Origin of the sequence: Bradyrhizobium sp. DN3 (assembly GCF_041357655.1) — a bacterium.
Lineage (GTDB): Bacteria > Pseudomonadota > Alphaproteobacteria > Rhizobiales > Xanthobacteraceae > Bradyrhizobium.
This window is the reverse complement of record NZ_JAULLN010000009.1, coordinates 37,790-51,524: the sequence shown is the minus strand read 5'-3', so window position 1 is coordinate 51,524 and position 13,735 is coordinate 37,790. Positions and strand designations below refer to the sequence as shown.

At 61.6% G+C, this 13,735-nt stretch carries 11 protein-coding genes and 1 pseudogene; 3 read left to right on the top strand and 9 right to left on the bottom strand.

Annotated elements, in window-relative coordinates; translation table 11 throughout:
- Nucleotides 1–69 precede the first annotated feature (69 nt).
- The 3 genes from AAE027_RS15315 to AAE027_RS15305 all read right to left on the bottom strand — a co-directional run bounded on the left by AAE027_RS15315 (nucleotide 70) and on the right by AAE027_RS15305 (nucleotide 2,628).
- Entirely contained in the window at nucleotides 70–633 is a 564-nt protein-coding gene (locus tag AAE027_RS15315) for a hypothetical protein (RefSeq protein ID WP_370985424.1), read from the bottom strand.
- A 321-nt stretch (nucleotides 634–954) separates the two neighbouring features.
- Complete coding sequence (locus AAE027_RS15310; RefSeq protein ID WP_370985425.1) at nucleotides 955–1,446, bottom strand: cupin domain-containing protein; 492 nt, start codon at nucleotides 1,444–1,446, stop codon at nucleotides 955–957.
- A gap of 210 nt (nucleotides 1,447–1,656) precedes the next feature.
- Nucleotides 1,657–2,628, bottom strand: coding sequence for an ABC transporter substrate-binding protein (locus AAE027_RS15305; protein ID WP_370985427.1), 972 nt, complete (start codon nucleotides 2,626–2,628; stop codon nucleotides 1,657–1,659).
- 399 nt (nucleotides 2,629–3,027) lie between these two features.
- Here AAE027_RS15305 and AAE027_RS15300 point away from each other — a divergent pair, with 399 nt between their 5' ends.
- Nucleotides 3,028–3,633 carry a YdeI/OmpD-associated family protein gene (locus AAE027_RS15300; protein WP_091892827.1) on the top strand — a complete coding sequence of 202 codons (606 nt, stop codon included), beginning with the start codon at nucleotides 3,028–3,030 and terminating at the stop codon, nucleotides 3,631–3,633.
- 2,265 nt (nucleotides 3,634–5,898) lie between these two features.
- On the opposite strand, the gene AAE027_RS15295 is transcribed toward AAE027_RS15300, so the two are convergent.
- The 3 genes from AAE027_RS15295 to AAE027_RS15285 all read right to left on the bottom strand — a co-directional run bounded on the left by AAE027_RS15295 (nucleotide 5,899) and on the right by AAE027_RS15285 (nucleotide 8,351).
- Nucleotides 5,899–6,120, bottom strand: a complete 222-nt coding sequence (locus AAE027_RS15295; protein ID WP_370985428.1) for a hypothetical protein — start codon at nucleotides 6,118–6,120, stop codon at nucleotides 5,899–5,901.
- Between the two features lie 670 nt (nucleotides 6,121–6,790).
- Nucleotides 6,791–7,744 (bottom strand): ABC transporter substrate-binding protein, encoded by a 954-nt coding sequence (locus tag AAE027_RS15290; protein ID WP_370985429.1) that lies wholly within the window; start codon nucleotides 7,742–7,744, stop codon nucleotides 6,791–6,793.
- 202 nt (nucleotides 7,745–7,946) lie between these two features.
- Nucleotides 7,947–8,351, bottom strand: a complete 405-nt coding sequence (locus AAE027_RS15285) for an MAPEG family protein (protein WP_370985431.1) — start codon at nucleotides 8,349–8,351, stop codon at nucleotides 7,947–7,949.
- An 852-nt stretch (nucleotides 8,352–9,203) separates the two neighbouring features.
- Here AAE027_RS15285 and AAE027_RS15280 point away from each other — a divergent pair.
- Both AAE027_RS15280 and AAE027_RS15275 read left to right on the top strand, forming a co-directional pair.
- Nucleotides 9,204–9,416 (top strand): annotated as a pseudogene (locus AAE027_RS15280) (hypothetical protein); the annotation flags it as partial.
- Nucleotides 9,417–9,563: 147 nt separating this feature from the next.
- The gene (locus AAE027_RS15275; RefSeq protein ID WP_370985432.1) at nucleotides 9,564–10,802 is read left to right on the top strand and encodes a hypothetical protein; all 1,239 of its coding nucleotides are present in this window, start codon (nucleotides 9,564–9,566) and stop codon (nucleotides 10,800–10,802) included.
- Here the strand turns inward: AAE027_RS15275 and gmk are convergent.
- The 3 genes from gmk to mltG form a co-directional block, all read right to left on the bottom strand.
- Entirely contained in the window at nucleotides 10,735–11,394 is a 660-nt protein-coding gene (gene gmk / locus AAE027_RS15270; RefSeq protein ID WP_091895057.1) for a guanylate kinase, read from the bottom strand. The two genes, AAE027_RS15275 and gmk, sit on opposite strands and share 68 nt — an antisense overlap.
- 3 nt (nucleotides 11,395–11,397) lie before the next feature.
- A complete protein-coding gene (locus AAE027_RS15265) occupies nucleotides 11,398–12,285 on the bottom strand; it encodes a YicC/YloC family endoribonuclease (RefSeq protein ID WP_370985433.1) in 888 nt (295 codons plus the stop codon).
- 114 nt (nucleotides 12,286–12,399) lie between these two features.
- Nucleotides 12,400–13,671 (bottom strand): endolytic transglycosylase MltG, encoded by a 1,272-nt coding sequence (gene mltG / locus AAE027_RS15260; RefSeq protein WP_370985434.1) that lies wholly within the window; start codon nucleotides 13,669–13,671, stop codon nucleotides 12,400–12,402.
- Nucleotides 13,672–13,735: the final 64 nt, after the last annotated feature.

Genomic DNA, 13,735 nt, shown 5'->3' with positions numbered 1-13,735 from the left:
CCTATTCAGCTTCTCTGCGCCAGAAAGTACCCAGTGGCGATCATCACAATGATGTGGGTTCGCCAGCGTTTAGTAGCCGTAGTCGTAGCAGACGTTGATCCACTGCAGTCCATATCGCGTCCACACTCTGCGCCAGCAATCGTCATAGTTATAGGCGGCGTAGGCGAAAGGCGCGCCGATGAACGCAAAGCGGTGGAAGCGATGATGGAAGAAGCGGTGATGGAAGCGAGGCGTGAACGCAGCACGCGACGCAAAGAAGCGGGCGCCGCCGAAATGCGGACCGATCATGGGTCCGGTGCGCGGGCCTAGGCCCGTACCCGCGAAGCGGGCGCCGCCGAAATGCGGGCCTATCATGGGTCCGGTGCGCGGGCCTAGGCCCGCGCCGCCGAAGCGGGCGCCGCCGAAGCCACCACCGATAGCACGCCCACCACCGAAGCCGCCGCCGCCGATAGCACGCCCGCCACCGAAGCCGCCACCGCCGCCGATAGCATGCCCGCCACCGAAGCCGCCACCGCCGCCGATGCCATGCCCGCCACCGCCACCACCGCCGCGCTGGGCGAGGGCCGGCGAGGCAATGGCGAGCGCGGAGGCGAGCGCACCTGCGATGAGGTAACCAAACAACTTGTTGCTCATCGAAGAATCCTCCGTTGTTGACGCGACAGCGAGAACGCCTGTCGCAGGAAGAACAACAATGAGGGGCCGAAATTATTTCTGAAAAGTCCAATGACTAATGTGACAGATTCTGACACCCAAGTTAGTGTTACTAACGAGGATAAAATTGGCCCCGGTTAGTGGCAATCGCTGGTTTGATCCCATGTCCGCCAAGGGGTCAAAAGGCAACTTCGCCGACCCATCCGCGCTTAGTCAGCTCTCCACCTGGAAATGAGCAGCCAAACAAAATAGGCACGTCGGCTAGGGGCGTCTTAGCTCCTGTGAGTAAATGTTTGAGCCCGCCTACCTGAATTCTTGCCCATATTTGAGAGCAATCGCGTTGATCTGCTCCCGCGTCAATTCCTTTCGAGGTTCGCCGGGTCGGCTGCAGGTTTCGCGAAAGAAGCCGTCGAGACCTGGGGGCACCATGACCCACAGCAGAACCAGTTGCTGATCTGGACTACTGAAGCCATGCCACGTGTTCTTGGGTATGAAAATCGTTCCACCTCTTTCGCAAGACTGACTCACATCATTGAGTGTAACCGTGCCACTGCCTTCCAGAACGTAGAAGGCTTCGTCTCTGTCGAGGTGTCGGTGAACCGGAATGCCTGAACCCTTGGGTAACTGCTGCGTGCCAAGGCCGAAATTGTTGGATCCCGTTACGGGGTCGACCATGATGAAGATGTTGCCGCCATCACGAAAATGGATCAGGTGTTCACCCTCGCTGGCACCAAGCACATAGCCCTGCGGCACCGGGTTGTTCGTCTTCGCCTCGATCTCCTCGCTGTTCGGCATTCGCGTGCTCCATTGGCCGACATTCAACAATGAGGAAAAGCTACAATAGCAGAACGCTGCACCACGAGCGACGCCCATGGCCAAGACGGCTTTGGGTCACAAACAGCGGTCCGACCGCACAGCTCGTCAAGTCCGGTTCTCCTCCGAGACCGGCGTTGCGGCGGCTTATAAGCAGTTCGGCCAAGCGGCCAATCAGCGACGTCATGGTGCCTATTCGATCACTACATCGGCCCACGTCAGCACGGTCGGTGGCATGTTGATGCCGAGTGCTTTGGCGGTCTGGAGGTTTACGACAAGTTCGTACTTGGTCGGCCGTTCGACTGGCAGGTCGCCAGGTATCGCACCCCTAAAAATCTTGTCGACAAAGGTCGCAGACCGGCGAAACTGATCTGGCAAGTCAATCCCGTAGCTCAAGAGGAAGCCCGCTTCGGCGTATTCTCTCACGGCAGAGATTGCAGGCAGCCGATTTCTGACGGCCATGACGCCAATCAGGCCGCGATGGTTGAACAGCACCCCATCGCTCAGCACGAGAAGCACCTGCGCGCGTTCTCTCACCATTGTCGCAAACGCTTGTTCAAGTATGTCCGGCCCGCCCGCCTCGGCCGGGACAAGAGTCAACGCCAGCGCTTGGGCAGCTTCCCGCAGCGACGTCAGCCGGTCCTGATTGGGCGCAAAGTCCGGATTCCACAGAATGCCAACACGCGAGAGGTTCGGCAGAATGTCCTTCAGAAATTCGAGCCGCTTGCCGTTGATCTCATCGCCGGGCTCCGAGCTGAACCCGGTGACGTTGCCACCCGGGCGCGCCAGACTGGCGACAAGTCCGGCACTGACCGGCTCGGCACTGTTGGCCATCACGATCGGGATCGTCCTGGTCGCCTTCATGGCGGCAACCGTGGTCACATTGTTTCCGGAAACGATGACGTCCACGCCGAGCCCGGCCACCTCTGTGGCAAGCGCCGCCAGCCGCCCCATCTCTCCGTCGGCAAAACGGTACTCGATGACGACATTCTCGCCAACGCGGTAGCCAAGGCTCCGCAGGCCCTCTTCGAAGGCTCTAACGTTGCGAAATGTTTGCTCGCGTGACGCGATCGCGAGATACCCTACCCGGTAGACCGACCTTGCCGGTTGCTGCGCATGCGCGCCGAGCGGCCACGTCGCTGCCGCGCCGCCGATCAGCCCCATGAACTCGCGCCGTCTCATTGAGCACCACGGAGGAAACGCCCGTCCATGTCCAAAGCCTAGCACTTTGCGGCGAGACAGCGAGTGAGAATGAGCAAATAATCGGATCTCCGAAGCTGCGTCCCAATGTCCGAGATGGATCAAAGTCGGCGGTCTGCCTTCCTGAAAGCCGCATCCGGTCTACGTTCGTCAGCCGAGGTTTGCACGGGCTTCGAGCCAGGCAGCATCGGGCCAGAATCGGACATCAACCGTCAGCACTTGTTGCAAAATCAAAGGCCCCCCGGAGGCGGCGGCTTCGCAACTTCAATCTGGTGTTAGTGACTAGTCCGCATGCCGGCTATACAAGCGCGGAACGGCCCGTATCCATAGGGAATCGTTTAACCGCCCATGCGAGGAGGATGCATGACCAATGTAAAGGGTCCGATCATATCATTTGCGGACCTGCCATCCATCGAAGCCTATCTGTCGGCACACGAGGGAAGCGAGAGCGGCTTTTGGCTTAAGCTCGCTAAAGCCGGCGCACCAGAAGCAACCATCACCAAGGCGCAGGCCATCGAAGCCGCTTTATGTCACGGATGGATCGATGGTCAGCTTGGGAAGTTTGATGAGCATTACTATTTAGTGAGAATGACGCCGCGGCGAAGTGCGAGCCGATGGTCCGCAATCAACAGGGATACAGCGGAGCGTCTTATTCGCGAAGGGCGCATGCAACCTGCCGGGTTGAGCGAGGTCCAGAAAGCCAAAGCCGATGGTCGCTGGAGCGCGGCGTATCAATCCCAGGGCAAAGCCGAACCTCCGTCCGATTTCCTGGCTGCGCTGGCTGCAAATTCGGAAGCAGAACGGGCGTTTGCGACGCTCGACCGTGCCAACAGGTTCGCCTTCGTCTATCGCGTAAACGATGCCAAGCGCCCCGAAACGCGGAATAAGCGAATTCGCGAGTTTGTAGAAATGCTCGCCCGGGGCGAAACCATTCATCCAACCAAAAGCAAGGGGGCTCCAAGGGCCTGACCGAGCAGCGGAGCGGAGAATGAACGCATTGGAGGTTGGCGGAGGTCCGCTCGGGGTCAAAGGCCGCCCTCGGGAGCTTACCGGAGACGGTCGGCTCATCTCCCAGAGGCAGACATCGCGGCGTCTGATTGAGCGGCCACGGGGCCATTATCCGACATCAACCGTTTGTGGATCATGTTGGCTAGGACAGGGTAACGCCACTGCAGAACGCGACGGGAACTGCAGCCGGGCTCAAAGCAATTGCTGGGAGGCCAAGTCAAAGGATTCGTCGGGACCGACCATGCGATGCACGCGTGGATGGGGTAAGCCACTCGTCCGATCAGACTGGCAAGCAGTCGGTCCCCAATCGTTGGACTCGCCGATTGGATATCCCGCCAGTCTTGCTGACAGAAATTCCATCGCCCTGCCCGACACCCCCGTCGTTCGCAGGTATTTAGGAAGTCGGTCGGTCTTGGTTGGGGACCCATTCCTCCGCGGTTGAGTCCCAATGATGGGTGTCGTCGAACTGCTTCCAGAGTGGCTGCTTTTGCTTCCTTTCGCCGTTCTGCCGGTTTGCCTGTGTGCGGACGACAAGCGCCACAGCCATCATTACCCATTCGCGAGCACTATGTCGGGAGTTCCATTTGATTGCTGCAAGCATTGGAGGCCTCCGTCAAGGTAAGAACCTTTCCTCACATTAGCGCGCGCCACGAGCGAAGGGATGTAAAGCTACTTCACAGGCAGTCAAGATCTTCGACATAGCCGAGGACGACGGCGCGGCGAACGCGAGCAAATCGTCGGCTTGCCCTTTCCGTTAAGCCTCAAGGGCAGCGGTCGGCGGCCCTGGGCGGGGATTCATCGTAAGGGAGCCGCAGGCGGCCCCAAAAGCCAGTCCACCTTCCATTGCAGAGGAGCAGATCGAAGCCGACAACCCGTTGGCGCGCGGGCGAGCGTCGGTTTGCTCGGCCCGGCACCTGCAAGTGTCCTTTCCGTCTCCGTCGCAAGATGGAATGGGCCCGGAACAGAAGCAGCAATCCCTGCAACAATGGGCTCGCCCAACGATGTCGCTGCAATCGTGATTGTCATCAAAGATATGGCGACTACAAGCACATCGATCATAATGCGCTTCGAAAAGTGTTTCGTCATGAGTTGAGCCCTCACAACCGAGATGAAATAACTGCGCAGTTACAATCTTAGTTCGTACGCAAATGGGTATCCCGAGCCATCGCCGCTTGGTTCGTTATTGCGCCTCGTCGACGAGAGCCCCATGTCTTGCGGCCGCTTCAATTCGGCGCGCCGTAGCTGAATTCGTGCTGCGTGTCCGTCCTACCAACGCTACTGTGATCAACGGGATCATCATCGGATTGTAGGACTTGAGGAGTTTCACGCGAGATCAGAAGCTGATTCCGCATTTCAGCGAGGCGGGCGCGGCAGTATTCGCGGTAAAGCAGGTCGAATATGGCGGGCATGGATACCCCCATCGTTAGAGCACCACTAGATTTCCAACACGGATTTCGGATAATCGTAGCCCCGGCGATGGCTGTCCGATGTGAGCCCATTTACAGGCTGAGCCAATTCAAAAAACTCAAAGAACGATTGGCTGGCTTGTCGGTGCAAAAAGGAACAGGGCTGATTACCTAAAATAGACTATAGCAGCCTTCTGTTTCAACAGAACTTCGTCAAACAACTTAAGAGCGCTGCGCTGCGAATAAATTTCCAACTACAGCGCGAAACAACTTACCAGTGGATGCAAGCACCGTTGGCTGCAACGTCGTCTGTTAGCCACCAGACCGAAGCAAGAATGGATCGACCGAGGCAGCTAGTCGGTCTGCCACTTGCATATTCGCCGTGGACTGCTTTTCGGTAGGCAGCGAGCCGAGAGAGTTGACGGCCAGCCCGGTACCAGCGGCAAGAATAGCTATCACAATCGCAGAGAGATATTCGATCCTCATGGCGATGATCCTCCATCGCTGACCACGAGACAATTGTGTTTGCTGAAAATTAGTTCCGTTGGCAGGTCGATGGTTGCGGAGAACGGCGAAAAACTCGGCCGGAATTGGTGCTCCGGCCGAAGCGCCATACGCGAGTCTCTCAGAACATTCCGATCGAGGCGAAAAGCGCAATCTCGATTAGGACAGTGAGGCCCATGATGGCGACTGTGAGAATTGCTTCGCCCGGCGGTAAGGAGGTCATGGCGTGCCTCGCATATTGCGAAGCCCCGAAGCCCAATAGCCAACCTCCCGATGTCGGAAATGTTTCGGGTTCTAGGGGTTAGGTACAAGATGCCTAACGCGTTTCGAGTTCCTTGATCGCCAAAGCCGCAATTTCTGCCGGCGCGAGAACCTCCGTTTGGGCGATCCTGATGATCTTGCTTGCGACCATTTCCGTGAGCGGATCGTCGCGATCCTTGACGCAAAGCGTATGGAGCGCCTGCTCGTAGGCTGCTGTGATACGGCTGACCATTTCCGGCTTTAAATTGGCGGTTTGTAATCGCAGGTAAGTAGACATTTCTTGCCTCCAAGCCCACGCGGGAAGGCAGGATAACATGGGAAACCCGGTTGTTGGCGAACGGAGAACTTCGGACGCTCAGAGCACCAGTATCGGTGCAAAGCCGGGATCAAGGTGGCATGTCGCACGTTACTACGGTGGCGGCAGGATCATCCGTGCACGGCAAGGAGGCGGTGCACGTCAAGGCCAACGGTGGCAGCCATGGCAGATACCCCTTCGACCGCGCCCGTGGTCCATCCGCCAGGTTTAGATCATCCGGAGCATCGCCGGGCGATCTGCAACGAGATTGGCGAGCGACTTCGCGGCACCCTCACGGACGATCTCACTCCGCTACCATTGCGACTGCAAGGCATGGTGGAGCGGCTGACCGAGTTGGATGGCGGCCCTCCGTCGGCCGCGTCGGATCGCCAGGACGATGCGCCATCCCGGCTACTCTCGAAATTTGTGTCGGCGCTTTGGCGGGTCCTTCGAAACGGGCCTTGAGGCGCGGGGACGCGCGACCGCGCCCCTTTCGTATATTTGCGATTTTCGGTTTGCCATTTCGCTTGGCGGGCTTATCTAGCTGAATCCGCAAGATAGACCCAGGCAATGACCAATCTTCATCAGGTGTGGCAGGCATGGCGGGCGCTTTCGCGAGCTGATCGGGCTCGGTTTCTGATCATGAGGTCCTCTATTCGATCACCTTGTCGGCCCCGGCGAGCAGCGTCGGCGGGACTTCGAGGCCGAGCGCGCTTGCGGTCCTAAGATTGATCGCCAACTCGAACTTGGTAGGCTGTTGCACCGGCAAATCGCCTGGCTTTGCGCCGTTGAAGATCTTGCCGATGAAGGCTGCGAGCTGGAAATAGAGGTCAGGATAGTTTACGGCGTAGGCGATCAGTCCCCCGGCTTCGACGAACTCGCGGGCTGGGAAGACGGTGGGCACACGGTTGCGGGCTACCCATTCAACGATCATTTGTTGATGCATTTGGGTGAGACCGTCTGCCCCAACGACGAGGCCGTCGATATGCCGTCGCACCACCAGTTCGAATGCGTGGCTCAGGTCACCCTCGCTCCGCACGTCAAGAAGCTCAGCCTCGAGACCCAGCAAGCGTGCCGCTATCTTTGTCTCTTCCCATTCGGCTGGGACAGCTGGATTGCCCATGTTGTGAAGCAACGCAACTCGCGTGAGGCCAGGAACCAGTTCTTTGAGAACCTGAACCCGTTTCGCTGTCAGTTCGGTGCTGAAAGTAATCACCCCCGTGATGTTGCCGGTCGGCCGCGCGAAGCTCGCTACGATCGCACCGGGGCCGCCCATTGTCATCATGACTACTGGAATCGTTCCGGTCGCGTTCTGAACCGCCGTGGTGGCAGGAGTGCCTCTCGCCAGGATCAGGTCGACTTTGAGGCCAACCAATTCGGATGCGAGATCCGGAAACCGCTCGGCCTGACCGTCGGCCGACCGATACTCGATGATCAAGTTGCTTCCTTCGAAGTAACCGAAATCGCGCAGACCTTTGCGCAGAGCCTCGAGGTTGGCGGCGTTCCGTGCCGCCGGTATTGGCTCCAGAATCCCGACGCGATAGACCTTCCCGCCTCGCTGCGCACGCGCTGCGAGCGGCCAAGCCGCCGCGCCGCCGAGCAGCATGATGCATGAGCGCCGGTTCACTCCCGGTCCCTCCGTGCTTCCGACTGGAAGCATAACACACCTCGGCTACAGCAGGAGACTGCTGCGCTGCGGGATTTCGATGCTGCCTATGTCGCAGATGGGTCAATCGCGTCAATTGGGGCGCGTTCTCGGCACGTCCGGTCTGGCCTCAACGGCTGACATGCCGAGCGCGATCCAGTCCTTAGACCATCAGCTTCCATGACCAATAGATACCTATCGCCATCTGGACGGCGAACGCGGTGAAGCGGAGACTTACTGCTATCGGACTGTTCGACGCGAGATGGATCATCGACTGCACAATCCTTGCGCCGAGAAACCAAAACGCTAGAGGGTCTGTAACATCCGTTCTTGACACCATGATCGCAATCGCCAACAAGCCGCCGAAAATCGGTAGACCTTCGATGCAATTCGCGTGAGCCCGTGCGAGGCGCTGCATGAAGGGCGATAGTCCGGAGTTATCCGGCGTGAAGGCGTTGGCCGCAACCTTTCCAGTCACGACGAGATACGTTCGGATGGTTTCCATCACGACCAGCAGAAGCAGCGCCCACGAGACGAAGCCTGCCAGTGCATAGCCCGTGTTGGACATGTCCCCTCCCAAGTCATTCCTGCCCTTTGTTCATTTGTAGCCGATCCTGTCCGAACAAGACAAACAGGACTCCTCTCCTCCTGTCCGCTTCGGATCCACCTGCTGACGAAGTCGCGGAATCCCGAACGACGAACGGAGTTGATGGTGGCCGCGGGAGGCGTCGGGCAACACACCCGGGTCAAGCCCTCACCGCGAAAATATTTTACTTTTCCGAATTTCGGATTTATGGCATGCACCACGCATCCCGGCCCTGCCAAAGGGGCGTTCGCGACCGTCACGAGACGCGGGCTGGGTGGCGGTGGACGCGGCAGCGCCGGCGCGCAACGTGTGAGACAGGGCAGGCAGCTGTGAGTCTCACGCGACGCGGTACGACACGGCGCCGTAACAGCGGTCTCGTTGATGCCGGGGGCGAGCACACGCAAGCCTCCAGGCATTCAGGCGGGACCGTCCGCGGACGGAGAAGTCGTGTGGTCCTGACGCCCGGGGTCTGTGCGTCAAGTCCTGCGGTGATGTGGCGGCCCGACCGGGCGCGCGCATCAGCCATCTGCAAGACGACGGGGGCAATAGTGCATCGCTCCCCGGGGAGAGCACGAAGGACACCGTTAAAACCATCCGCGCAGGGAAGGCCGGGCGTTCGGCCAACCCGTGGTCCACCCCGTGTGCACTCTTCGTGGCGCACGGACATGCGGGTGCCGCCGGCGCCCGGCCTTCCCTGCGCCCTTCGGCTTCCAAAGGGCGATGAGATCAAAGCAAGACTCGGGCGAAACGCGCCGCGGGAGCGCAGAGCTATGCCCCTTCGGTCTCGGTGCGCAGGCCCGTGATCTTACCGACTGTCGCACTGCTTTTCGCGCGGGCACCACGTCCGGCGCGGTCGTCGTCTCCTCGGGCAAGGTCATCGGCCAAGGCGTCACCGGTACCGTCAGCCCGAACGGCGCAGTCAGAACGGTCGGTCAAGGCGAGGGCGTGACCTTCACAGGCTCCGGCCGTCTCGGGGGCCGCAGCGGTTCCGGAACCTGGCGCCGCTCCGATGGCTGCGGCGGAACCTGGAGTTCGGCGAAACAGTAACGAAAAGGCCCGATTTCGCCGCGGAACCAACGCGCCGCAGGCCCGATTCAAGCCACATCCTCTCCGGATTTGCGGCTCATTGCCACCCAAGTCTTTGATTACAAAGGGATGGTTAAGAGTTGCGTCATGCGTAACCGGGAGACCAGGATGGGCAACCGCACCGCAAAGTTCATATCCGCGCTAGTCGGCAGCATCATTGCCGGCGCGCCATTGGCCGCCGTGTCGCAGAACGCGCAGACCGCACCGAGCGCGGCCGACGCGGCCGCCGCGGACTGCCTCGCCTCGCCGAAGGGCGCCGCGCCGCAGGGGCAGCACTGGTACTATCGCCTCGAGCGCTCGACCAAGCGGAAATGCTGGTATCTGCGCGCTGCCGGCGACAAGGACGGCGCGAAATCCGTGCAGAGTGCGCAGGCCACGAGCGATACGCCGACGGCGCAGGCGCCGGCGCAGCAGCCGCAGCAACAGCACCCGGTGCAGGATGCGCGTGCCGAATATCTGACAGCGCGGAGCGGTGTCGCCCCTCAAACACCAAACGCAGTTGCACAGGCCGCAGCCGCGACCCCGGCGCAACCATCTGCGGACCAGACCGCTGACAGCAACGCGCAACAATCCGCGGGCGACACGCCCTGGCCCGATGTCTCCACGGCGTCCGCGCCGCCCGCGCCACAGCCGGCGCCCGCCGCGGTCGCGGCAGCCGCGCAGCCGAGCGCAAAGCCGTCAAAATCCCCTGCCCCGGCGGCGCTCGCCGTGGCAGACAGCAGCGCCGACAAACCGGCCGGCTCGGTCCAGATGTTGATGCTCGTGATCGGCGGTGCGCTGGCGCTCGCCGGTATCCTCGCCAGCCTCATCTACCGCTTCGCCGGCGCGCGCACGCGCGTCCGCGTCCAGTCCGCCGAGCGTCACGGCTATTGGAACGATTGGGAGACGCAGAACCAGCACGCAAGCCGCGCGCCCTGGCGCGATGCAACGCCGGCCGTTGCGCCGCGCGCGCAGCCGGCGCACCCAATCGACTTCGATGCCGCACGTCCGCAAGCGGCAAAACAAGTGACAAAACTTGCCGCGATTGGCCGCGAGATCGATCTGATCGACGCGCGCAAGCGGCGCGCTGCGGTCCCTGCCGCAGAACCCGACGAGATCAAGCCGGCCGAGGTCGAGATCAAGTTGTTCGATCGGGCTGCTGCGCCCAAGCTAGTCACCAACGAGATTGGCGAGGATCGCGATGAGGCGCCGGCAGGCCGCGACCAGGATGCGGTCGACGTCGATGTCATCACGACCATGCTGGAACAGCTGGCGAAGGAAGGGCCGCGCCTGTCGCGGCCTAACCTTGAAGCTGACCTTGCAAAGTTCGCACGAAGCCTACGAGGCCAATCCGCCGCTCGCGCTTGAGGCGTTCGGCCTTCAGGATCGACTGCACCTCGGCGAAGGCCTGGTCGACGTCGTGGTTGATGACGATGTAGTCGTACTCGGCCCAGTGGCTCATCTCGTGACTGGCGCGGCTCATCCGCTTGCGGATCACCGCGTCGGAATCCTGCGCGCGCGAGTGCAGGCGCTTTTCGAGATCGGCCGCCGAGGGCGGCAGGATGAACACGCTGACGACGTCGGCGCGCGCCTTTTCGCGTAGCTGCTGCGTGCCCTGCCAGTCGATGTCGAACAGCACGTCCTGCCCCGCCGAGAGCGCCGCCTCGACCGGTCCGCGTGGCGTGCCGTAGCTGTTGTCGAACACCGTCGCCCATTCCAGGAGCTCGCCGGCCTTCACCATCGCTTCGAACGTCGGCTTATCGACGAACGAATAATCCTTGCCGTTGACCTCGCCCGGCCGCATCTCGCGCGTGGTCGCCGAGACCGACATTTTCAAGCCGGGCATCCGCTCGATCAGGAGACGCGACAGCGTCGTCTTGCCCGCGCCCGAGGGCGAGGACAGCACGAACATCAATCCGCGGCGCTCGACACCGTCAGTTCCGTGACCGCCCGTCGTCATCGATCACTCCAGATTCTGGACCTGCTCGCGGAATTGCTCGACCACGTTCTTCATGGCAAGTCCCGTATTGGTGAGCTCGATGTCGTTCGACTTCGAGCAGCAGGTGTTGACCTCGCGGTGAAACTCCTGCGCCAGGAAATCGAGCTTGCGGCCGATCGGACCGCCCTTACCGATCAGCTCGCGCGCCTGCGCAATGTGCGAGGCGATGCGGTCGAGCTCCTCGCGGATGTCGGCCTTGGTTGCGATCAGGATCGCCTCCTGCATCAGGCGATCGGCATCGAAACGATCGGAGGTGTCGAGCAGGCTAGCGATCTGCTCAGTGAGCTTCGCCTTGATCGCCTCCGGTTTGCGGCCGGGCGCAGCCTCGGCTTTCTTCGCCAATTGCTCGATCTCGTCGACCCGCTGGGTCAGGATCTGCCCCAGCGAGGTACCCTCGCGCTTGCGCATCTCGACGAGATCGGCGAGCGCTTTGTCGAACGCCTCCACTGCGGCGGCGCGCGCGGCCTTGTCCTCCTCTTCGTCGCCCTCGGGTTCGGCGACCTCGACGACGCCCTTGATGGCGAGCAGGCCATCGATGCTCGGCGCGACCGCGTCGACCTTGCCGGAGATCAGTGCGGCCGCCTTCAGCACGGCGTTGAGCACGTCCTCATTGACGCGGACCGTGGCGGCGGCGTTGGTGCGCTTGACGTTGAGATTGGCGTAGACGGTGCCGCGCGCGAGCAGCTCACCGGCGCGCTTCTTGGCGTGGGCCTCGAGCTCATCGAACCCCTGCGGCAGCCGCACCCTGAGGTCAAAGCCCTTGGCGTTGACCGACTTCAATTCCCATTCGAACGTGTACGGCCCGCTCGCGCCGTGGCTTCGGGCAAAGCCGGTCATGGACGACAGCGCCATCGGTTGAAATTCTCCAGAAACACGGGATTCGCGAGGCCATCAAGCCACGCGAATCTTAAGACTATTTTGCCGGAAAGTGGAATCCGCAATGTCCGCGGGCAGGTCTGCGCCAACCTAGCGCTGGACCACCGGCGGCGAGGACTGCACCGCGCCCTGCCGGGCCGGTGCGGGACCAGCGGGCCGTGATGGTTGCTTTTTCTGCTGGTTGGGCCGCGCCGGCGTCGTCGCGGTCGGCGGATCGGTGGCGGCCGGCGCAGCAGCAGCCGGCGGCTGCACGTCCTCGGCCGGCTCGACCGTGTCGTTCTGGATCTGCTTCTCCATCGCGCGGAGTTTCGTAACGTTCTTCTGGTGCGCGTCGTAGGTCTCGGTGAAGGCGTGCCCGCCAGTGCCGTCCGCGACGAAATAGAGATCGCGGGTGCGGGCCGGGTTGGCGGCGGCCTCGAGCGAGGCGCGGCCCGGATTGGAGATCGGCCCCGGCGGCAGGCCTTCGATCACATAGGTGTTGTAGGGCGATGGCTGCGTGATCTCGCTGCGCTTGATCGGACGGCCCAGCGTGCCCTTGCCGCCGACGAGGCCATAGATGATCGTGGGATCGGACTGCAGCTTGATCCGTTGCTTCAGGCGGTTGACGAACACGGCAGCGACGCGGCTGCGCTCGTCCGGCTTGCCGGTCTCCTTTTCGACGATGGACGCCAGCGTCACCAGCTGCTCCGGCGTCTTCACCGGAATGTCCTGGCTGCGGCGCTCCCAGATCTCGGCCAGCACGCGCTTGTGCGCCTGCTGCATGCGCTGGATCACCTGCTCGCGCGTGGTGCCGCGCGGGAACTTGTAGGTCTCCGGCAACAACGTGCCCTCGCGCGGCAGCTCGCGCACGCTGCCGGTGAAGATGTCGTTGTCGGACAGCCGCGCCACGATCTGCTCGGAGGTCAGGCCTTCCGGGATCGTCACGGCATGCTGCACCACCTTGCCCTCGACGATGGTGGCGATGACGTCGCGCAAGGAGGCGTTCTTCTGGAACGAATACTCACCGGGCTTGAGGTCCGAACTCGCCTTCAGCGCGGCGACGCTGGCGATGAACACCCACGGATTGATGTCGGTGACGCCTTCCCGGTTCAATGTCTCGGCGATGTCGCGCTTGCCCGCGCGCTGCGGGATGTTGACGATCTTATCTTCCCTAAGCGGCCCGGGTGCTTCCAACACCTGCCGCCCGTAATAATAGACCCCGCCGGCGCCGAGCATGGCAATCAACACCAGGGTGATGATGGCGTTGCCGACCACCACGAAGGGATTGCGCGCGCGTTCCGATCGCTTCGGCGGCGGCGGGACCTGCTCGGGCTCGAGCGCTGCCCGCGGACTCCGGGGCGAAATGGGCGGCCTTTCACTCATCGAAGCAACCTGAATCCTGCCGGTTCAATCGCGGCCTGACAATCACCTTGCCGAGCCAAATGCA

Coding starts and splice junctions, on each gene's coding strand:
- AAE027_RS15315 (WP_370985424.1), bottom strand. CDS start 633: ATGAGCAACAAGTTGTTTGGTTACCTCATCGCAGGTGCGCTCGCCTCC.
- AAE027_RS15310 (WP_370985425.1), bottom strand. CDS start 1,446: ATGCCGAACAGCGAGGAGATCGAGGCGAAGACGAACAACCCGGTGCCG.
- AAE027_RS15305 (WP_370985427.1), bottom strand. CDS start 2,628: ATGGGGCTGATCGGCGGCGCGGCAGCGACGTGGCCGCTCGGCGCGCAT.
- AAE027_RS15300 (WP_091892827.1), top strand. CDS start 3,028: ATGACCAATGTAAAGGGTCCGATCATATCATTTGCGGACCTGCCATCC.
- AAE027_RS15295 (WP_370985428.1), bottom strand. CDS start 6,120: ATGTCTACTTACCTGCGATTACAAACCGCCAATTTAAAGCCGGAAATG.
- AAE027_RS15290 (WP_370985429.1), bottom strand. CDS start 7,744: ATGCTGCTCGGCGGCGCGGCGGCTTGGCCGCTCGCAGCGCGTGCGCAG.
- AAE027_RS15285 (WP_370985431.1), bottom strand. CDS start 8,351: ATGTCCAACACGGGCTATGCACTGGCAGGCTTCGTCTCGTGGGCGCTG.
- AAE027_RS15275 (WP_370985432.1), top strand. CDS start 9,564: ATGGGCAACCGCACCGCAAAGTTCATATCCGCGCTAGTCGGCAGCATC.
- gmk (WP_091895057.1), bottom strand. CDS start 11,394: ATGACGACGGGCGGTCACGGAACTGACGGTGTCGAGCGCCGCGGATTG.
- AAE027_RS15265 (WP_370985433.1), bottom strand. CDS start 12,285: ATGGCGCTGTCGTCCATGACCGGCTTTGCCCGAAGCCACGGCGCGAGC.
- mltG (WP_370985434.1), bottom strand. CDS start 13,671: ATGAGTGAAAGGCCGCCCATTTCGCCCCGGAGTCCGCGGGCAGCGCTC.